The organism is Streptomyces sp. NPDC048671 (assembly GCF_055587045.1).
Window position 1 is genome coordinate 269,522 of record NZ_JBVJHB010000002.1, and the last position, 18,457, is coordinate 287,978.

Sequence of the window (18,457 nt, forward strand, 5' to 3'; positions counted from 1 at the left end):
TCACAGCCCCGTGGCGCCCGGCACCCCGGCCGCTTGTCTGGTCGGGGTCATCAGATAGGGCCTGACGCTCTTGACCAGCATGGTCATCTCGTAGCCCAGCACGGCGGCATCGGCGCTCCGCCCGGCGAGCACGGCCAGACAGGTGCCGGAACCGGCGGTGGCGACGAAGAGCAGCGTCGAGTCGAGCTCCACCACCACCTGGCGGACCTCTCCGTTGTCCCCGAACCGCGCCCCGGCGCTGCGGCCGAGGGAGTACAGGCCGGCGGCCAGCGCCGCCATGTGGTCGGCGCTGTCGGCGTCCAGGCCGTGGAGGGATTTCACCAGCCCGTCGGCGGAGAGCAGGACCGCGCTGCGGGTGTACGGCACGCGCTGTACCAGCCCGCTCAGCAGCCAGTCGAGGTCCGAGACCTGACCGGACGGCGTATCGGTCGCCATGGTGCATCTACTCCTTGGAGGTGTTCGCTTCGAGTGGGTCTTGATCGCTGTGGTAGGGGCCGGCCCGGAGGAGTTCCCCGGGCGCCGGGGCGCCGCGGACCGGAAGCGGATCGAGCGGTGCCGCGGCCGCTGTCACCGCGCCCGGAGCCGCCCCGAACCCGGCCTCCGCCCCGGAGCCGGAACCCGGTTCGGACATCGGTTCGGGCTCCGATTCGGCACGGGCCTCGGCGAGGTCGATGCCGCGTCGGAAGGCCGCCACCAGGCCCGGGTCGTGCAGGGTGGGTTCGTCCTCGGTGCGCGGGACGGGAGCCTCCCTGAGCTGAGGGACCAGATGTTCCTGGTTGGCACGCCTGGGAAGCTGCGGCCGGCCCATCGTGCCGCGAACGACTCCGGGCTCCGCGGAGAGCGCCGGTGCCGCCTCGTCCGCCGGCCGGATGCCGGGGCCGGCCTCGGCGGGCGTGGGCCGGTCTAGGCGCTCGGCGCGCAGCGGGAGCGGCGGCGGGCCCTCGCCCTGGCGCCGGGTCTGCTGCGGCGGCTGGTGCATCCGCAGCTGCTGGTTCGGCACGTACGGCCGGCGCTCCGGCTCGGGAGCGGGCGCCGGGCCGCCCGGACCGAGGTCCCGGTGTGCGGCGGCCTCGTCCAGCGGCGGTGGGCGGTGCACGGGGCCTGGGGGCGGGGCCGGTGCGCCGCCGGCTCCGGCGACGGCGTCGTCCTCGGCCCCGAGCAGGGACTGCGGAAGCACGAGCACGGCTTGCGTGCCCCCGTAGATATTGCTCTGCAGCCGTACGGCGATGCCGTGTCTGCGGGCCAGCGAGGCCACCACGAACAGCCCGATCCGGCCGTCCTGGAGCAGCCGGGCGACATTGACCTGGTCGGGGTCGGCGAGCAGGGCGTTCATCCGCTTCTGCTCGTTGCCCGGCATGCCCAGGCCCCGGTCCTCGACCTCCAGCGCGAGTCCCGCGGTGACGTGCTGGGCGCGCAGCAGCACCTGGGTCTGCGGGGCGGAGAACACCGTGGCGTTCTCGACCAGTTCGGCCAGGAGGTGGATCACGTCGGCCACGGCGTGCCCGCGGAGGGTGCCGTTGATCGGGGGCACCAACTTGACCCGTGGATACTGTTCGACCTCGGCGATCGCCGAGCGCAGCACCTCGGTCATGGTGACCGGGTTGCTCCACTGCCGCCGGGAGACGGCGCCGCCGAGGACCGCGAGGTTCTCCGCGTGGCGGCGGATCCGGGTGGCCAGGTGGTCGACGTGGAAGAGGCCCTTGAGCAGATCGGGGTCCTCGACCTCGTGCTCCAGCTCGTCGAGCAGCTGGATCTCGCGGTGCACGAGCGACTGCAGCCGGCGGGCGAGGTTGACGAATACCTCGACCTTCTGGTCCTCGCCGCTGTGCTCCGAGAGCCGGGACGCCTGCACGACGGCGGCGACGGCCCCTTCCTGCTGGCGGCCGAGCTCCTGAGCCAGCAGTTCGAAGGCGTCGCTGCCGGGGGCGGTGGGCTGCGGGGGCCGGCGCGTGGGTACGGGTTCGCCGTTGCGGAGCTGTTCCACCACCTGTTGCAGTTCGGCCTGGCCCTGCGCGCTGGCCCGGCGCAGGGCGAAGCAGCGGCCGAGGACGGTGGTGGCGACGCGGTTGGCGGCGAGGAAGGCCGCCGCCACGGCGGCGACCGCCAGCGCCGCGGCGGCGCCGAGCGCGGTCCAGAGCTCCGTGGACGGCGCGGTGCCGGTGGAGCGGACCGTGAGGATGACGGCCGCGGCGCCGGTCAGCATGACGGCTACGGCCGGCAGCACCGCGGTGCGCAGGAGTTGGGGGCGTATACGCGCCTCGGGGGACGGCTGGGCAGCGCGCGGCCTGGCCGCGGCCGAGTGGGAACGGGCACCCGGTCGGCCGTGCCGCCCGCCCTCTCGGCGTTCCGGTCGCGCGTCGGGTGCGCGAAGTTGAGACATCAGCGTCCTTGGTACGTGGGGCCCCAGGAATCGGTATTCATGTGGTGGCACCTACGGTGGTCGGTCATTCTCGGATCATCGGCCGGGCGGGCCCCGGGAACATGAGCCCACCGTTGATCACCGGACACACACGGTAGTCGCCCATGGCGAGGGTGCGGCGGGCAGTTGTGGAACTTGCCCGCCATCCGTCCCGCTCTGGTATGACGTCTCGCACGAACGACCGATTAGGACCGGATCGGTGACGGGGATCCGGCGCCGCACGCGACAAGCCCCCTCGACGGGTGTCGAGGGGGCTTGTCGTGGCGTACGGGGGAGCGATGTCCCGCTCCCCCGTACGGCCTGCCCGCCGGGCCAGGCCGTACGGGGGGCGATGGTGAGCCAGCGTCCGTGCAGGCGTTACGCCTTGCGGAGCCGGGCGACGATGCCGTCGAGGTCACGGCGGACCATGTAGTCGCGGATCATGTGTCCGCCCGGCTCCTCGTACCACTCGTGCGCGATTCCGGCGTCGCCGAGGCGGGCCCGGAACTCCCGCTGACCGGCCAGCACCTGGGTCTCGTTGGCCGTGTCGAACCAGTTGACCGGGTCGGGACTGGTGCCGGCCACGAGGAAGATCCGCTTGTTCCGGTAGCTCTCGACCCGCTCGACCGGGTTGTCGGCGCTGACCCTGGCCTCGTCCCACAGCGGTATGCCGTAGACCGTGCCGCCGCCCAGGTCCAGGGCGGCCGAGGACGCGTTGGCCCAGTGGGTGACCAGTCCGGCGTCCCGGCGCAGACTGGCCGGCCCCGAGTGGGCGCTCACCGAGGCGAAATGACCGTAGTACTTGGCCGCGTACTTCAGGGCGCCGAAGCCGCCCATCGAGAACCCGGCGACGGCACGGCCGTCGTACTCGGCGTAGGTACGGAAGTTCGCGTCGACCCAGGGAAGGAGCTGGTCGATGTGGAAGGTCTCCCAGTTGCGGGGGCCGGTGTTGGAGCTGACCGGGTTGGAGTACCAGCCCGCATGTCCGCCGTCGGGCATCACGACGATAACCGGCTTTCCGGCCGTCCAGTCCCGGATGCCCGCGCGGTCGAAGGTGACGAAGTCCTGGTCGGTACCGCCCCCGTGGAAGAGGTAGAGGACCGGGTAGGTACGTCCGGCCGTGTGGTAGTCGTCGGGCAGCAGGATGTTGACGCCCGGGTTCCAGCCGATGGCGTCGGTGGCGAACCGGTAGTACCACATACGTGGATCGGCCTCGCCGCGCTCCACGATGCGCAGCCCGAAGCCGTCGCCCGCCGCACTGGCCGGGGACGCGGCCGCGAGGATGCCCCCGGTGCCCAGAGCCATCGCGGCGGTGATCCCGCCGGCGGCCTTGATGACGTTTCTGCGGGTGGGACGGTAGCTGCTCAACACGGCCTCCTGGTGAGAAAGGGACACGTCACGCCGAGTAGCCCTTCGGCGGGATCAGCGTGGCGAGCAGATCGAAGGAGATCCAGTAGATCTGGTTGCCGCTGAATGAGGCGGGGTCGGCTATGAGGACGGTGCGGTCCACCTCGTCGTAGCCGAAGACGGTGAAGTAGTGATAGATCGTCTGGTCCGACGGGTAGCCGGGCGGCTGGTTGCCGGGCGGGGCGACGATGTTGGTCACCAGCGGGTAGTTGCGGTCGATGTCGAAGACGATGTCATTCCACAGCAGGTCCCGCTGACCCTGGGTGGGCGGGTCGTTCGGCATGTTCTTGGTCTCGTACCAGCCCCCGCCGAGGTTGGAGTTGAGTACGCCGGTGACCTGGCCGATGTAGTCGGTGCCGGCCTCGGTCGTGCCGAGCTGTCCGGCCAGAACGCCCTGGCTGGGCGGGGCCATCCGGGCCGAGAGCGCGATGCGGGTGGCGGCCGGGCCGCACCAGTATCCGGTCTCCTGAACCTGGTAGTCGATCTCCAGCCAGTGCGCGCTGAGGGTGCGGCCGGAGTCGACCTTCAGCCGGGTGCCGGGCTGGTTGTGCCCGCTGACGACGGCCGTACCGGCCTTCGTTCCGTGGGCGAGCACGGACACGGCCGGGGTGTGCGGTGCGGGCGACGCCTGGGCCGTGCCGGGGTGGAGGAGAATTCCGACGGCGGCGACGGCGATCGCGGAGGACACAAGTCTCCTGCGCATAAAGGCTCCTGAGGGTGGGGGGACGGGCCTTGCGGGAAGAAACGCGTTCAGCTCAGGCGCCCGGCCGATGAGCGCCACGGCTCTGCGCGGCACGGCCGGGTGCGATGGCAGGAGTCAGCGTGGTTCCTCGCCCGCGAGAGGCGCAAGGAATGAAAGTTCAGGCTTACGACCTGGTGCGCGATAGGGAGTGGAGCAGCGAGCGGCGTCATGCGGCTTCGAATCCAAGGCGGAGGAGGGAATCGACGCGGAGCGTCGTTGACCGACGACAACGCCGGAGGCGGAGTCGCAGGGCGTCGGGAGCCCGCTCACTATCGTGCACCAGGCCGTTACCGGTGGAGTCGAGCGGGCCCGGGTACTCCGGCTATCGCCGGGTCCGCTCCTCGGCGGCCAGTAGGGCCCGCCCTTCCGCCGTCGCGACGTGGAAGGACCGTCCTGCCTTGCGCACGGTGGCGACCAGGCCCGCCGCACGGAGCACGTTCAGGTGCTGGCTGACGGCGGGGTGGGTCACGTCCAGGAGCCGGGCGGCCTCGACCGTGGTGCATCCGGTACGGGTCGCGCGCAGAAGGCCCGCCCTGGTGTGACCGAGCAGCGGGCCCAGCGGTCCGGCTCCCTGCGCGGGCCGGGCGGGGGCGGGGCCGGCCCAGTCCGTGGTGTGGTGGATGGGGTAGACGAGAACGGGCGGCAGATCCCCGTCGGCCAGGGTGATCGGGGTGGGCCAGCAGAAGAACGACGGTTGCAGCACAAGTCCCCTTCCTCGCAGCCTGAGTTGCTGGTCGACGGGGTACGTCACCTCCAGCACGGGCGGGCGCCAGCGGAACTGCGGCCCGAGCCCGGCCAGCAGCCCCTCGGTGCCGCCGTCCAGGAGACTGCGCAGGCGCAGGGCGCGGTCGGCGTCTATGTGGGCGTGGACGCGCTGCCAGTACGGTGCGAGCGCCTCCAGCTGATAGGTGCGCAGTGCCTCGCCGAGCTGTCGGAGGGTGTCGGCGTCTCCCCCGGCCAATGAGCGCACCCAGCCGGGCAGTTGGAGTGTGGCGGCCAGTTGCGTCAGATCGGTTCGCAGCCGAGGGCGCGGGGTGCTCATCAGGGTGTCGACGGCCGCCTGCAAGGTGGCCCGGTCGCCGGTGGTGGGGGTGAGGAAGTCCGGCGAGTACCCGCGCGGGGGCAGCAGGGAGGAAAGCAGCCGGGGGCTCGCGGAGAGCCGGGGCCGTACCCAGCGGCGCCACGCGCCGAACACCCTTTCGCCGTCGCGCCGTTGGAGGGTCTGCACGCTGTTGCTGATCTCCCAGAGGAAGTCCGGTCCGGGGGCCACCCGGACCCGCGCCAGGTCCTCGGAGGTGAAGTACACCCGCAGCATGGCCGCCCCCTGTGGTCGCTCCCTCGAAGGTGAAGGTGCACCGATGCCGGCCACGGCCGTGCCCGGCGGATCAGCGAGCCGGTGGAAGGGGTGCACCGGGAAGCCGCAGCACCGCACCGCACCCGCTTCCCGCGGGCAGCGTACCGCCGTTCGACCCCCGCCCGGCCGTACGGGCACCGCCATCTCCCGGGCGTGGCGCCTTTGCCCCTCGGGCGGTCAGGGGCGGCGGCCCACCCAGGTGGTCCGGGTGGTCCGGACCGTGAGGTCGTCGCGCCGCAGGACGCTGTGGGGGCCTTCGTCGTCGGTGACGGCGTCGAGTGCGGCCAGGTCCTCGGCGGGGAACCGGCCGTCGAGGTGGGAGCGCAGCTTGCGCAGGCACACCTGGGCGTAGCGGGCGGTGGCGGCCGGCAGCGGGGCGGGCAGGTCGGTCACGAAGGGGCGCTCGGCCTCCAGGACGAAGCCCGCGCGGGTCAGGTGATCCGTCCAGTCCGGGGCGGGTCCCGCGTTCAGGGCGGCATGGAGACGGGCCTCCATGCCCGGCCGGCCCACCCTGACATCCTCGGGCAGGAAGCGGGGGAAGAAGTCCATCTCGGTGACGGCCAGGAGGCCGCCCGGCCGCAGGGCGTCGAACACATGGGACAGCACCCGGTCGGGGTCGCCCATGTCGTGCAGCGAGGCGGCCGCCCAGACCAGGTCGGGGGTGTCGAGGGCCGGCCAGCCCTTGTCCAGATCCGCCAGGACGCCGCGGATCCGGTCGGTGAGTCCGAGCGCGGACACCTTCGCCGACAGCCGGTGGAGCATCTGCGGGGAGACATCCACCGCCGAGACCTCGGCCCGCGGGAAGCGCCGGGCCAGGGCGATGGCACCGGTCCCGGTGCCGGTGCCCAGGTCGACGATGCGGCCGGGTTCCCGGTCGGACAGTTCACCCAGCCAGGTGGTGAGCCCGGTCAGAAAGGTCCGCAGGACCTCGGCATCGAGCTCCAGCATCTCGGCCATGGTGGCGGTTCCGGCGTCGGCCCCGGTGTGGTTCGGGTGAGGCGTGTCCGTGTCTGCGGTGTTCATGCTTCGACCGTAGCCCCGGCTTGCGCACCACGCGTACAGTCTTGCGTATGACGCAAGAAAGTGATGTGGACAGCACGGTCCGCATGCGCATCAGGAGCCTGCGGAAGGCGCGCGGCTGGTCGCTCGACAGCCTCGCCGAACGTGCCTTCCTGAGCCCCTCCACCCTGAGCCGCATCGAGACCGGTCACCGGCGCATCAGCCTGGACCAGCTCACGGCACTGGCCCGCGCCCTGGGGACCTCGCTCGACCAGCTGGTGGAAACCGTCAACGACGACGATGTCGTGATCAGGCCGCAGCGCGACGAACAGCGCGGGCTGACCACCTGGGTACTGAACCGCGGGTCCGGCCCGCCCGGCACCACCGTCGCCAAGATGCGTATCACCGACGAATCCCGGGGTCCGGGGGCCGACCAGCTCGGCGTGCACCCCGGCAAGGACTGGTTCACGGTCCTGTCGGGAACCATCACGCTGATCCTCGGCGAGCGCGCCATCCGGGTCGAAACGGGCCAGGCAGCCGAGTTCTCCACCATGATCCCGCACGCCATCAAGGCGCACGGCGGACCGGCCGAGGTCCTGTGCATCCTCGACCGCGACGGACAGTGCACCCACCTCCACCCCCCGGCGTGAACCCGGCCGGCCGGCCCGGACGGAGAACGCCCCGGCCCGTCAGGCCTGGGCGGCCCGGTCGCGGTCACGGCCGGGGGCGGGTGTCATCGCTGCGCCGGGAAGCTGTACGTGGACCGGGGGCCAGTTGCCCCATCCCGCCGCGGGCTCCGCCGCCACGGAGCGCCACCAGGGTTCGACCACCGGAGGATCGGCGGGCTCGAACGGCCTGCCCGGGTGCGGTGCCACCATGGTCGCCCCCACGAACTGGGCGGCGCGCATCGACCACTCGGCGGGCTCGGCCCACGGATGCAGTGCGAGGTTGAACGTCCCCCAGTGGATCGGCAGCATGACGCCCGCCGCCGGGTCGTCGCCCTGAAGGTCCAGATGGGCCTGGACCCCCTCGTCGGGGCTCATGTGGATGTCCGGCCACGCACCGGGTTCCGGTTCGCCGTTCGAGTGGTCCTTGGGCCAGTACTGGCTGTACGCACCGATCTGGATCATGGTGGCGTCGAACGGCCCGTGCTCGGCGCCGATCTCCTTGAAGCCGGGGAAATATCCGGTGTCGCCGCTGTGGTAGATCCGGTGCCCGGGTCCCGCGACGACCCACGAGGCCCAGAGGGTGTGCTGCTGGTTGCGGAGGCCACGGCCGCAGAAGTGCCTGGCCGGGGTGGCCGTGAGGCTGATCCCGGCGACCTCCGTGGTCTCGTTCCAGTCGAGCTCACGGATCCGCTCCAGGGGCACGCCCCAGCGCTCCAGGTGCGCCCCGACCCCGAGCGGCACCGCGAAGGCCGTGCCCGTACCGGCCAGCGCCCGGATCGTCGGAAGGTCGAGGTGGTCGTAGTGGTCGTGGGAGATCACCACCACATCGACCTTGCCGAGCACGGCGAGCGGCAGCGGAACGGGATGCAGGCGCTTGGGCCCCGCGAACGCGAAGGGCGAGCAGCGGTCACCCCAGACCGGGTCGAACAGCACCCGCCGGCCGTCGATCTCGGCGAGCACACTGGAATGCCCCATCCAGGTGAGCCGCAGCCCGGAGACGGGGGGCGTGGCGAGATCGGCCAGGGTGGTGGCGTGGACCGGCACATCACCGGTCGGCGACCTGAGCGCCCGCTCCTCCTTGCGGAAGTACGTCTTCGCGAACTCCAGGGCGGACCCCGACGGCCTGGTCCGTGCCCCCACCGGGTTCTGGAACATTCCGTCGGCGAAGTTGGGGGAACGACGAATGCGCTCCATACGGGTGCCGCCCGGGTCGGCCCCGAAGTCGGCGGGCCGCAGCGCACGCAGCCTGGTGCGGAGCGGAAGTCTGGAGTCAGCGCCGGTCACAAGATCTCCTGAGGGAGTCGGTGTCATCTCATTATGGTCGGGGGGTACGACAGTGCGAGAGCAGAACACCCAACGGGATGGCGGCCCGCAGGGTCCGCCTCAGCCACGCGGCTGCCCGTACACGTGCTCGACATGGAGCCGCAGCACGACCCGGCGGTCCCTGACCATGGCCCGGCGGTAGTCGTCCCAGTCCGGATGTTCCCCCTGGACATCGCGGTAGAGCGCGACCAGCTCCGCCACGGTGGCGTCCTCGGGGTCGGCGGCCACCGGGGTGAGGTCCGCGGTGCCGTCCGCGACGGTCCAGGCCCAGCGGTCCTCGCTGGTGACGTGGTAGCTCGCCCGCGGGTCCCGGCGCAGGTTCCGGGTCTTCGCACGGTCCTCGGTGACCGAGACCCGGACGATGCGCTCGTCGGGGTAGTAGAAGTGGTTGACATTGGACAGCTGGGGCCTGCCGTCCCGCTTGAGCGTAACCAGTACGCCGCTGTTGCCTTCGGAGAACAACCGAAGAAGCGCATCCTGCTGTGCATCGATTCCCGTCATGCCGAATCCAACGTCCGGACCGTGCGCAGGATTCCGCATCCGCCATCCGGTATCCGCTCCACCGCCCCGCGGGGACGCATCCGGCCACGGGGCGGTGATTCGGCGCGGGGCCGCATTGACAGCGGCGCCCCACCTCCCGATACTGACTCGCGATTCAGTAACAGATCGCGGCCGCACGGGGCGCCGGGCCGCGCGGCCCGGATCCCGTGGCATCGCCCCCGGGCCCGCCCCGATCGCAGTGACCGAGGAGAACTCCCGATGACGACGCCTCCGGTGTCCCCGCCCGCCCCGCTGATCTCCCTGACCTGGACGGACCACGTCACCGGCCGCCAGGGGCACCTGGTCGTCGACCGGCTGGTGCGCGGGGTGTCCAGCGGCGGGTTGCGGATGCGGGCGGGCTGCACGCTCGACGAGGTGACCGGACTGGCCCGCGGCATGACGATGAAGGAAGCCCTCCACTTCGACGCGGACCGCACCGGGGCCCGCTACGTACCGCTCGGCGGTGCCAAGGGCGGCATCGACTGCGATCCCCGCGACCCGGCGGCCTACGGCGTGCTGGTGCGCTATCTGCGGGCCGTGCGTCCGTACATCGAGAACATCTGGACGACCGGCGAGGATCTGGGACTCAGCCAGGACCTGGTCGACCGGGCGGCGGCGGAGGCCGGGCTCGTCTCCTCCATCGAGGCCGTCTATCCGCTGCTCGACGACGAGACCGCGGCCCGGCAGCGACTGGCCGACGCCTTCGCCGTCGAGGTGGACGGCATCGGTCTGGACGAGCTGGTCGGTGGCTGCGGGGTCGCCGAGTCGGCCCTCGCCGCGCTGGACCGGGACGGGGTCGCGTACGACGGGGCGCGGGTCGCCGTGCAGGGGCTGGGCACCATGGGCGGCGCGACGGCCCGGTTCCTGTCGCGGGCCGGGCTGCGCGTGGTCGCCGTCGCCGATGTGAAGGGCACGATCGCCAACCCGGCCGGCCTCGACGTCGAGGCACTGCTGTCGGCCCGGGACGCCCACGGGACGGTGGACCGCGGCGCGCTGCGCGCGACGGACCGGGAGCTGCCCGCCGGGGCCTGGCTGGACCAGGACGTGGACGTGCTCGTACCCGCGGCCGTCTCCTACGCCATCGACGCGGCGAACCAGGCCCGGATCAAGGCCCGTTGGGTGGTCGAGGCCGCCAATATGCCGGTGCTGCCCGAGGCCGAGGCGCTGCTCGCGGAGCGCGGGATCACGGTTCTGCCCGATGTCGTCGTCAACTCCGGTACCAACGCCTGGTGGTGGTGGACGCTGTTCGGCGACATCGGAGCCGACGCCGACGAGGCGTTCGCGCACACCCGGAGTTCGATGCGCGCTCTCGTCGAGCTCGTGCTGACCCGGGCCGAGGCGGACGGCTGCACCCCGCGGGCGGCGGCCCACGCCGTCGTCGCCGACCGGCTGCCGGTGATGACGGAACGCTTCGGCTGGTACCGCTGAATGAACCCTGGCCCGCCCCCGGCCTGCCCGGGGGCGGGCATTCGTTAGGGTGACGCCGTGGGAAGAGTGCGGTTGAGTGTGGCGGAGCGACGCGAGGAGCTGCTGCGCGCTGCCGTCGAGCAGATCGAGGTGCGAGGTGTCGCGGCGGTACGGATCGCCGATGTGGCCTCCGTCCTCGGCGTGAGCAACGCACTCGTGCTCTACCACTTCTCGACCAAGGAGAAACTGGTCGCCGCCGCCTTCGCGCACGCGGCCGAGGCCGATCTCACCCAGCTGCGCAAGCTGTTGACCCGCCGGACCACGGCGGTGCGCAGGCTGCGCGCCGCCGTCCGCTGGTACGCCCCGACGGGCCAGGCCAAGGGCTGGCGGCTGTGGATCGAGGGCTGGGCGGCCTCGCTCCGCGACCCCGCGCTGCGCAATGTGGCGGGCGATCTCGACCAGCAGTGGAAGGCGGAGCTGGCCGAGGTCATCGAGGAGGGCGCGGCCGCGGGCGAGTTCCACTGCGACGACCCGATGTCCGTGGCCTGGCGGCTGACCGCTCTGCTGGACGGCCTGGCGGTGCAGATGACCTCGTACGCGGGTCCGCTCTCCCGGGCCACGATGCTGGAGTGGACCGAACAGGCACTCGCCCGTGAACTCGGCATCGACCACGCGACGCTGACGGCCTGACCCACCGGACCGGTCAGCCCCCCCTCCGGCAGCCCCCCTCCGGCGGGCCCGTCAGGTCTGGCGCAGGGGTGCGTAGGACTCGCCCCGCAGGCCGAAGGTCCAGGCAACGCCGTCCTTCGCGGTCCGGGTCGCGGGCGGCACCCGCAGCCAGTACGTGCGACGCGTCCCGTCCGGCTCCGGGGTGGAGTTGACCACCTCGACCATGACCACGTCCTCGTCGCCGTCGAGCGCGATCCGCCAGAGGATGCCCGTCTCGTCCCGGTGGACCGGTTCGGCGCCGGACTCGGTGAGGTAGCGGTCGTATCCGTAGAACTCCAGCATCACGCGCCGCAGTTCGGCGTTCTCCTCGGCCCGGATCCGTTCGGGGGTGAGCGCGGTCAGCTCGGCCAGGAATCCGGCGGGCACCGGCATGCCGCGCCAGGCGTACAGTCCGAACCCGTCCCGGTAGGAGAGCGCGGGCCCATCACCGCGGTCGAGCCTGCCCGCCTCGTCGCGGTGCAGCACCTCCGGGCGCTCGCTGATCACCACGGCACGCTCGTAGGGCCACCACCAGCCCGCGTTCCTGGCCACGGCCGACAGTCCGTCGAGCCGGTCGCCCCGGCCGTCGAACGCGGCGAGCCACGCCGCGTCGTGCTGGCCCAGGACCGCGTCGAGGAGGAGCAGCCGCACATCCGGCTCGTCCTCGGGCCGCTCGGCGAGTCCGGCGACGACCCCAGCCCGTATCCGGTCGGCGAGCGCCGCCGTGCTCTCCCACAGCTGGGCGCCGGTGGCGGACCAGAGCGCGGACCAGCCGGCCGGGCCCAACTCGTCGTACATCCGGCGCCGTTCCTCCGCCCAGGGCCGGGTCCTCACCTCCTCCCGGACCGAGCGGCCGGCGTCGGCCAGCTGCTTCACGAGCCCGACGGCCGCCCTGGGCGAATCGGCCCAGACGAACTCCTCCGGCTCGGCCAGCCCGGCACTGCGGTAGGCGAGCCGCACCCCGTCCTGCGCTGCCGCCCGGTCCGCCGCGCCGGTCTCCGCCGCCACGGCCCGCCATGAGTCCACGTACTGCATCGTCTCCCCGTCCCCTGTTCCCTGATTCCCGCGTTCTCGGATCACTCTTCGCTGCCCGTGGCCGGCACCGGAAGCCCGGCCGGCGGGGCCGGTCAGTCCGCCACGATGCGGACCGCCCCCGGTGCGTACTCCCGCTGGCGCACCACGCGGAACCAGCCCTGCGGCAGCGGTATCACCGCGTGTTCCTCGTGCACCACACGTCCGCCGTCGGGCAGGTGGAGCAGCATCGGGCCGAACACTCCGCCCTCCCGGATCAGCCGTCCCGGCCCCGGCACCGCGTGCGCGTGTCCGGTGACCTCACCGAGCGCGAGCACCAGCCGGCCCCGCCCGTCGCGCAGTTCGCCCGGCGCGTCCAGGAGGTTCGGGGGCACCTCGGACTCCTCCAGCGCCATGATCAGCACATCGCCCTGCCGGTACACAGACGTCTCCCATCCCGGTCGGCACCCGCTGTGCCGGCCACATGGAAAACGCTACGGCGGGGGTCTGACAATCAGCCGCGGAGCGCCGGGCACCGGGCCCGGTCGACCCGTTGTCAGTGGGTCTTGATACACCTTGCGGACATCAATCCGTCGCCGTCATCAGGAGCTCAGGGCCATGTCCGATGTGGACCACCTGCACGAGTTGCTCGGCCTTCCGGCCGTCGATTTCCAGTCCGGGACGGACGGCGGCCCCCGGCCGGCCGCCGACGCGGCTGCCTGGCGCGTACGGGTCGACCCGTACGAGGACGAGGACCGCACCTGGGAGGAGGAGTTCGCCTCGTTCCTGGAGACCGTCGATCCGTCCGGTGTGCGGGCACTGATCATCGGGCAGTGGGGCGAGTCGTACGAGGAGGACTCGTCCCTCCCGATCGGGCTGGTGACGGCCGCCGCCGACCGGCTGACGTCGCTGGAGGCGGTGTTCGTCGGCGATCTGACGATGGAGGAGTCGGAGATCTCCTGGATCCAGCAGAGCGACGTCACCGCTCTGCTCGCCGCCTACCCCGCGCTGGTCGAGCTCGGGGTGCGCGGCGGAACGGATCTCGTCTTCCCGCCCGCCCGGCACGAGCGCCTGCGTTCGCTCACGATCGAGACGGGCGGGCTGCCGGTCGCGGTGGTGCGCGGGGTGCTGGACAGCGAGTTGCCCTCGCTGGAGCGGCTCGATCTCTGGCTCGGTGTCTCCGCCTACGGCGGCGACACCGATGTGGCGGATCTCGCGCCGCTGCTGTCCGGCACCCGGTTCCCGGCCCTGCACCATCTCGGTCTGCGCAACAGCGAGGTGGAGAACGAGATCGCGGCGGCCATCGCTTCCGCCCCGCTCGTGGCCCGGCTGCGCACGCTCGATCTGTCGTGCGGCACCCTCGGGGACGAGGGCGCGGCCGCGCTGCTGGAGGGGCAGCCGCTGACCCATCTCGACGTGCTCGATCTGCACCACCACTTCCTCTCCGAGCCGGTCGAGCGCCGGATCGCCGAGTCCCTGGAGCCGTACGGTGTGCGGGTCGATCTGTCGGATCGCTGCACGCCGTGGGACGACGGCGGGGCCGAGGGGCGCTACACCACGGTGTCGGAGTGATGCGGCGATGAGCGGCATCGAACACCCCGAGGTCTTCCACGGTCTTCCCGTGCTGACCCTGCCGTTCCTGGACGACGCCGGTGTACGGGCGCTGCCCGCGGCGGAGTCGGTGGCCTGGCGGCTGGACTGCGGCCCGGACGAGGTGACGTTCCCGGAGCTCTGGCGGCACTTCCTCGACACGGTCGACACGGCCGGGGTCCGGGCCCTGCTGATCGGCCCCTGGTGGGAGGACGAGTACTCCGCTCTCGCCCCCGTCGTCGAACAGCTCGCCTCCGCGGCGGGCCGTCTCACGGATCTGCGCGCGCTGTTCCTCGCCGATGTGGTCGGTGAGGAGTGCGAGGTGTCGTGGCTCGACATGTGCGACATCACGCCGGTGCTCGAAGCGTTCCCGCTCCTGGAGGAGCTGACCGTGCGCGGCGGTGGGGACAGCGTCCCCGAGGAGGAGAAGCTCCGGCTGCGTCCGGTGCGGCACGAGGCGCTGAGGTCACTGAGGTTCGAGTCCGGCGGCCTGCCCGGCCATGTCGTACGGGCGGTCGGGGCCTGCGAACTGCCCGCCCTGGAGCGGCTGGAGTTCTGGTTCGGCGCCGCCTGGTACGGCGGCGACGCCACCGTCGAGGACCTGCGGCCGGTGCTGGCGGGCGGCGGCTTTCCCCGGCTGCGCCATCTCGGCCTGCAGAACAGCGAGATCCAGGACGAGATAGCCGCGGCGGTGGCCTCCGCCCCGGTCGTCGCCCAGCTGGAATCGCTCGCGCTGTCCATGGGGACCCTCAGCGACACGGGAGCCGTGGCCCTCCTCGGCGGTCAGCCGCTCACCCGTCTGACGTCGCTGGATCTGCGTCATCACTACCTCACCGATCCGCTGATGGAGCGCTTCCGGGAGCTGTGCTCCCGGTCGGGCACCCGCCTCGATCTCGACGAGGCGGACTACTGGGATCCAGAGGATGACGAGCCCCGCTATGTCGCGGTCAGCGAATAGCGCGCCGCCGCGCTTCGCGGTCGTCGGCAATCCCGGCAGCCGCCGGGCCGGCCTCTTCCGGGACGCCGTGCGCGCCGCCGGACTGCCCCCGGCCCGCACCGTGTCCTGGCTCGACGTGCTGACGGGGGCGGCGGTCTTCCTGCCCGGGGAGACCGTACGCATCGACTCACCCGGTGAGGACGCCGAGGTCGAGCGGCTGCTGCGCGGCGTCGACGACCCGACCAGGGTGGAGGGTTCGTCCCTCTGGTACGCACGGTTCACCTCCGCCGTACGGGAGGTGGCGCGGGCGGCGGCCGGGGCGGGTGCGGTGCTGCTGGATGATCCCGGTGACATCGCGGTGCTGTTCGACAAGCGCCTCTGTCACGGCGTGCTGGTCGCGGCGGGGGTGCCGGTGCCCCCCTCGCCGACGTCGGGCGCCGCCGCGCCGCCCGTGCGTGGCTGGGCGGATGTGCGCGGGCTGATGGCGGACCGCCGGATGCCGAGGGTGTTCGTGAAGCCCGCGCACGGGTCCTCCGCCTCCGGGGTACTGGCCGTCGAGACGGCCGGGCCCGGCCGGATCCGGGCGGCCACCTCCGTCGAGCGGACCCCGGAGGGGCGGCTCCACAACTCGCTGCGGGTGCGTCACCTCACCACGGAGCGGGAGGTGGCGGCGATCGTGGACGCCCTCGCGCCGGACGGTCTGCACATCGAGCGCTGGCTGCCGAAGGCCTCGCAGCGCGGCCGGGCGGCCGACCTGCGGGTCGTGGTGGTGGACAGCCGCGCCACCCATGCCGTCGTCCGCACCAGCCGCTCCCCCATGACCAATCTGCACCTCGGCGGTGCGCGCGGCGATCTGGACGAGGCGCGGGCCGCCGTCGAGGCGGCGGGCGGCAGTTGGAGCGAGGCGCTGGCCGTGTGCGAGCGGGCGGGCGCCGCCTTCCCGGACACGCTGTGCGTGGGCGTCGATCTGCTTCCGTCGACCGGCTGGCGGCGCTTCGCCGTCGGCGAGGTCAACGCCTTCGGTGATCTGCTGCCGCGTCTGACCGGTCTGCCGGGCAGCGGCGCCGAGGGCCTGGACACCTATGCGGCGCAGGTCGCCGCCGTACTGAACAGAGCAAGGAACCACCGTGCCGACGCAACGACCTGAACCCCCGTCCGGCGTCATCGACGCCCTGAACCCCGATATGAGCCAGATCGTCGGCAGCCACGATCTGCTGCTCGTCACCCTGGACACCCTGCGGCACGACGTCGCGGCGGAACTCGCCGCCGCCGGCCGCATCCCGAACCTGGCCCGGCACCTGCCGGGGGGCGCCTGGGAGCGGCGGCACGCCCCGGGGAGTTTCACGTATGCCTCGCACCAGGCGATCTTCGCGGGGTTCCTACCCACGCCGGCCGCCCCGGGGCCGCATCCGCGGCTGTTCGCCGCCCGGTTCGCGGGCAGCGAGACCACTGCGGAGCGCACCTTCGTCTTCGACACCCCCGACCTGGTGTCGGGCCTGGCCGCGGCCGGCTACCGCACGGTGTGCATCGGCGGCGTCGGGTTCTTCAACCAGCAGGCACCGCTCGGCTCGGTGCTGCCCGGAATGTTCCAGGAGGCGCACTGGGAGCCCGAGTTCGGCGTCGCCTCCGACACGTCGTTCGAGGCGCAGGTGACCCGCGCCGAACGCGTCGTCGAGCGGCTTCCCTCCGGACAACGGCTGTTCCTCTTCGTCAACGTCTCCGCGCTGCACCAGCCGAACTGGTTCCACCGGCCGGGGGCGACCCGCGACGCGGGTGACAGCCGCGCCACCCACGCCGCCGCGCTGGAGTACGTGGACGCCCATGTCGGCCGCCTCTTCGCCGCCGCGAGCAGCCGCCGCCGGGCGTTCGCCATCGTCTGCTCCGACCACGGCACGGCGTACGGCGACGACGGCTACACCGGTCACCGGCTCGGACACGAGTCCGTCTGGACCGTTCCGTACGCCCATTTCTTCCTGGAACCGGGGGCCACCGCCCGATGAACAGTCCGTACTCCCCCCGCCTTGCCCCCCGTCCGTACCAGAGCTACGTCTACGCCTATCCGCACAAGACGGCGTACGGCAGGCTGTCCGAGCATCCGGACGGGCGGCCCTCGCTGAGTGAGCTGTGGGCCGCAGAACGCAAGGACGCGCTCTCGCTCTATCTCCACATACCGTTCTGCGAGGTCCGCTGCGGCTTCTGCAACCTCTTCACCCGCATCGGCGCCCCCGACGAGCTCACCACCCGCTACCTCGACGCACTGGACCGCCAGGCGACGGCTGTACGGAACGCGCTGGGCGACACGGAACCGGTGCGGTTCGCCGCGGCGGCCTTCGGCGGCGGGACCCCCACCTTCCTGACGGCGGGCGAGCTGGAGCGCCTGTGCGACATAGCGGAGAAGCGGATGGGCGCTGATCTCCGGTCGGTGCCCCTGTCGGTCGAGACATCACCGTCGACCGCGACGGCCGACCGGCTGGCCGTCCTGGCCGACCGGGGGACGACCAGGATCAGCATCGGTGTGCAGAGCTTCGTCGGGGCCGAGGCGCGTGCGGCGGTCCGTCCGCAGCGCCGTGCCGATGTGGAGTCGGCCCTCGGGCTGATCCGGGACGCCCGCATCCCGGTCCTCAACATCGACCTGATCTACGGCATCGACGGACAGACCGAGGCGAGCTGGCGCACCTCGCTGGACGCGGCCCTCCAGTGGCGGCCGGAGGAGCTGTACCTCTACCCGCTGTACATACGTCCGCTGACCGGCCTCGGCCGGATCGCCGCCTCGGCCGCGGACGCGGAGTCCGCCTGGGACGAGCAGCGGCTGCGGCTGTACCGCGCGGGCCGCGATCACCTCCTCGCCCACGGCTACGAGCAGGTGTCGATGCGGATGTTCCGCCGCGCCGACGCCCCGCGGGACGGTGGCCCCGACGACTACGCCTGCCAGACCGACGGCATGATCGGCCTGGGCTGCGGCGCCCGCTCGTACACCTCCGGGCTGCACTACTCCTTCGACTACGCCGTGGAGACGGGGAAAGTGCGCGGGATCATCGACGACTACACGGCGACCGAGGACTTCTCGTACGCCGAGGTCGGCCGGTACACCGACAGCGGTGAGGCGCGCCGCCGTCATCTCCTCCAGTCGGTCCTCCAGGCCGAGGGGCTGCGGCTGCCGGAGTACCGGGAGCGGTTCGGCACCTCCCCCGACGAGGACTTCCGCGAGGAGCTGGCCCTGTTCGAGGACCGGGGCTGGCTCGATCCGGACGGGGCGGCCGCCGGGCTGCTGCGTCTGTCGCCCGAGGGGCTGGCGCACTCCGACGCCCTGGGCCCCGACCTCTTCTCCCCCGCCGTGCGGGCCGCGATGGCCTCGTACGAGCTGAAGTGAGCC

At 72.2% G+C, this 18,457-nt stretch carries 18 protein-coding genes; 8 read left to right on the plus strand and 10 right to left on the minus strand.

Features of this window, described 5'->3' with window-relative positions; genetic code table 11:
- The 6 genes from ACZ6S6_RS05625 to ACZ6S6_RS05650 all read right to left on the minus strand — a co-directional run bounded on the left by ACZ6S6_RS05625 (window position 1) and on the right by ACZ6S6_RS05650 (window position 6,924).
- Complete coding sequence (locus ACZ6S6_RS05625) at window positions 1-435, minus strand: roadblock/LC7 domain-containing protein (RefSeq protein ID WP_469704097.1); 435 nt, start codon at window positions 433-435, stop codon at window positions 1-3.
- Window positions 436-442: 7 nt separating this feature from the next.
- Complete coding sequence (locus ACZ6S6_RS05630; RefSeq protein ID WP_469704098.1) at window positions 443-2,380, minus strand: sensor histidine kinase; 1,938 nt, start codon at window positions 2,378-2,380, stop codon at window positions 443-445.
- A gap of 396 nt (window positions 2,381-2,776) precedes the next feature.
- Window positions 2,777-3,766: an alpha/beta hydrolase gene (locus ACZ6S6_RS05635; protein WP_469704099.1), complete on the minus strand. Its 990-nt coding sequence runs from the start codon at window positions 3,764-3,766 to the stop codon at window positions 2,777-2,779.
- 28 nt (window positions 3,767-3,794) lie between these two features.
- Entirely contained in the window at window positions 3,795-4,508 is a 714-nt protein-coding gene (locus ACZ6S6_RS05640) for a C39 family peptidase (RefSeq protein ID WP_469704100.1), read from the minus strand.
- Window positions 4,509-4,869: 361 nt separating this feature from the next.
- Window positions 4,870-5,862, minus strand: a complete 993-nt coding sequence (locus ACZ6S6_RS05645) for an ArsR/SmtB family transcription factor (RefSeq protein ID WP_469704101.1) — start codon at window positions 5,860-5,862, stop codon at window positions 4,870-4,872.
- A 216-nt stretch (window positions 5,863-6,078) separates the two neighbouring features.
- Window positions 6,079-6,924, minus strand: coding sequence for a class I SAM-dependent methyltransferase (locus ACZ6S6_RS05650; protein ID WP_469704102.1), 846 nt, complete (start codon window positions 6,922-6,924; stop codon window positions 6,079-6,081).
- Window positions 6,925-6,971: 47 nt separating this feature from the next.
- On the opposite strand from ACZ6S6_RS05650, the gene ACZ6S6_RS05655 reads away from it, so the two are divergent.
- Window positions 6,972-7,550 (plus strand): helix-turn-helix domain-containing protein, encoded by a 579-nt coding sequence (locus ACZ6S6_RS05655; RefSeq protein WP_362952710.1) that lies wholly within the window; start codon window positions 6,972-6,974, stop codon window positions 7,548-7,550.
- Window positions 7,551-7,589: 39 nt separating this feature from the next.
- On the opposite strand, the gene ACZ6S6_RS05660 is transcribed toward ACZ6S6_RS05655, so the two are convergent.
- Complete coding sequence (locus ACZ6S6_RS05660; RefSeq protein WP_362952708.1) at window positions 7,590-8,852, minus strand: MBL fold metallo-hydrolase; 1,263 nt, start codon at window positions 8,850-8,852, stop codon at window positions 7,590-7,592.
- A gap of 99 nt (window positions 8,853-8,951) precedes the next feature.
- Complete coding sequence (locus ACZ6S6_RS05665; protein WP_362952706.1) at window positions 8,952-9,392, minus strand: PPOX class F420-dependent oxidoreductase; 441 nt, start codon at window positions 9,390-9,392, stop codon at window positions 8,952-8,954.
- 258 nt (window positions 9,393-9,650) lie between these two features.
- On the opposite strand from ACZ6S6_RS05665, the gene ACZ6S6_RS05670 reads away from it, so the two are divergent.
- Both ACZ6S6_RS05670 and ACZ6S6_RS05675 read left to right on the plus strand, forming a co-directional pair.
- A complete protein-coding gene (locus ACZ6S6_RS05670) occupies window positions 9,651-10,859 on the plus strand; it encodes a glutamate dehydrogenase (protein ID WP_469704103.1) in 1,209 nt (402 codons plus the stop codon).
- A 78-nt stretch (window positions 10,860-10,937) separates the two neighbouring features.
- Complete coding sequence (locus tag ACZ6S6_RS05675; protein ID WP_469704104.1) at window positions 10,938-11,528, plus strand: TetR/AcrR family transcriptional regulator; 591 nt, start codon at window positions 10,938-10,940, stop codon at window positions 11,526-11,528.
- A gap of 51 nt (window positions 11,529-11,579) precedes the next feature.
- Here the strand turns inward: ACZ6S6_RS05675 and ACZ6S6_RS05680 are convergent, their stop codons facing one another.
- Both ACZ6S6_RS05680 and ACZ6S6_RS05685 read right to left on the minus strand, forming a co-directional pair.
- The gene (locus ACZ6S6_RS05680; protein WP_362952700.1) at window positions 11,580-12,581 is read right to left on the minus strand and encodes a DUF6745 domain-containing protein; all 1,002 of its coding nucleotides are present in this window, start codon (window positions 12,579-12,581) and stop codon (window positions 11,580-11,582) included.
- 92 nt (window positions 12,582-12,673) lie between these two features.
- Window positions 12,674-13,000: a hypothetical protein gene (locus tag ACZ6S6_RS05685; RefSeq protein ID WP_362952698.1), complete on the minus strand. Its 327-nt coding sequence runs from the start codon at window positions 12,998-13,000 to the stop codon at window positions 12,674-12,676.
- A gap of 175 nt (window positions 13,001-13,175) precedes the next feature.
- Between ACZ6S6_RS05685 and ACZ6S6_RS05690 the strand changes: the two genes are divergently transcribed.
- The 5 genes from ACZ6S6_RS05690 to ACZ6S6_RS05710 are packed head-to-tail and all read left to right on the plus strand — an operon-like array spanning window position 13,176 to window position 18,454.
- Window positions 13,176-14,129 (plus strand): STM4015 family protein, encoded by a 954-nt coding sequence (locus tag ACZ6S6_RS05690; protein WP_469704105.1) that lies wholly within the window; start codon window positions 13,176-13,178, stop codon window positions 14,127-14,129.
- Between the two features lie 7 nt (window positions 14,130-14,136).
- A complete protein-coding gene (locus ACZ6S6_RS05695; protein ID WP_469704106.1) occupies window positions 14,137-15,105 on the plus strand; it encodes an STM4015 family protein in 969 nt (322 codons plus the stop codon).
- A complete protein-coding gene (locus ACZ6S6_RS05700) occupies window positions 15,086-16,231 on the plus strand; it encodes an STM4014 family protein (protein ID WP_469704107.1) in 1,146 nt (381 codons plus the stop codon). The genes ACZ6S6_RS05695 and ACZ6S6_RS05700 overlap by 20 nt, the downstream gene beginning before the upstream one ends.
- A 37-nt stretch (window positions 16,232-16,268) precedes the next feature.
- The gene (locus ACZ6S6_RS05705) at window positions 16,269-17,084 is read left to right on the plus strand and encodes an STM4013/SEN3800 family hydrolase (RefSeq protein WP_469704245.1); all 816 of its coding nucleotides are present in this window, start codon (window positions 16,269-16,271) and stop codon (window positions 17,082-17,084) included.
- Window positions 17,081-18,454 carry an STM4012 family radical SAM protein gene (locus tag ACZ6S6_RS05710; protein WP_469704108.1) on the plus strand — a complete coding sequence of 458 codons (1,374 nt, stop codon included), beginning with the start codon at window positions 17,081-17,083 and terminating at the stop codon, window positions 18,452-18,454. The genes ACZ6S6_RS05705 and ACZ6S6_RS05710 overlap by 4 nt, the downstream gene beginning before the upstream one ends.
- Window positions 18,455-18,457: the final 3 nt, after the last annotated feature.

Bases quoted from the DNA above. Each gene is read 5' to 3' on its own strand.
- ACZ6S6_RS05700 (WP_469704107.1), top strand. From the start codon at position 15,086: ATGTCGCGGTCAGCGAATAGCGCGCCGCCGCGCTTCGCGGTCGTCGGC.
- ACZ6S6_RS05630 (WP_469704098.1), bottom strand. From the start codon at position 2,380: ATGTCTCAACTTCGCGCACCCGACGCGCGACCGGAACGCCGAGAGGGC.
- ACZ6S6_RS05655 (WP_362952710.1), top strand. From the start codon at position 6,972: ATGACGCAAGAAAGTGATGTGGACAGCACGGTCCGCATGCGCATCAGG.
- ACZ6S6_RS05690 (WP_469704105.1), top strand. From the start codon at position 13,176: ATGTCCGATGTGGACCACCTGCACGAGTTGCTCGGCCTTCCGGCCGTC.
- ACZ6S6_RS05645 (WP_469704101.1), bottom strand. From the start codon at position 5,862: ATGCTGCGGGTGTACTTCACCTCCGAGGACCTGGCGCGGGTCCGGGTG.
- ACZ6S6_RS05680 (WP_362952700.1), bottom strand. From the start codon at position 12,581: ATGCAGTACGTGGACTCATGGCGGGCCGTGGCGGCGGAGACCGGCGCG.
- ACZ6S6_RS05705 (WP_469704245.1), top strand. From the start codon at position 16,269: ATGAGCCAGATCGTCGGCAGCCACGATCTGCTGCTCGTCACCCTGGAC.
- ACZ6S6_RS05710 (WP_469704108.1), top strand. From the start codon at position 17,081: ATGAACAGTCCGTACTCCCCCCGCCTTGCCCCCCGTCCGTACCAGAGC.
- ACZ6S6_RS05670 (WP_469704103.1), top strand. From the start codon at position 9,651: ATGACGACGCCTCCGGTGTCCCCGCCCGCCCCGCTGATCTCCCTGACC.
- ACZ6S6_RS05640 (WP_469704100.1), bottom strand. From the start codon at position 4,508: ATGCGCAGGAGACTTGTGTCCTCCGCGATCGCCGTCGCCGCCGTCGGA.
- ACZ6S6_RS05665 (WP_362952706.1), bottom strand. From the start codon at position 9,392: ATGACGGGAATCGATGCACAGCAGGATGCGCTTCTTCGGTTGTTCTCC.
- ACZ6S6_RS05695 (WP_469704106.1), top strand. From the start codon at position 14,137: ATGAGCGGCATCGAACACCCCGAGGTCTTCCACGGTCTTCCCGTGCTG.
- ACZ6S6_RS05625 (WP_469704097.1), bottom strand. From the start codon at position 435: ATGGCGACCGATACGCCGTCCGGTCAGGTCTCGGACCTCGACTGGCTG.
- ACZ6S6_RS05650 (WP_469704102.1), bottom strand. From the start codon at position 6,924: ATGAACACCGCAGACACGGACACGCCTCACCCGAACCACACCGGGGCC.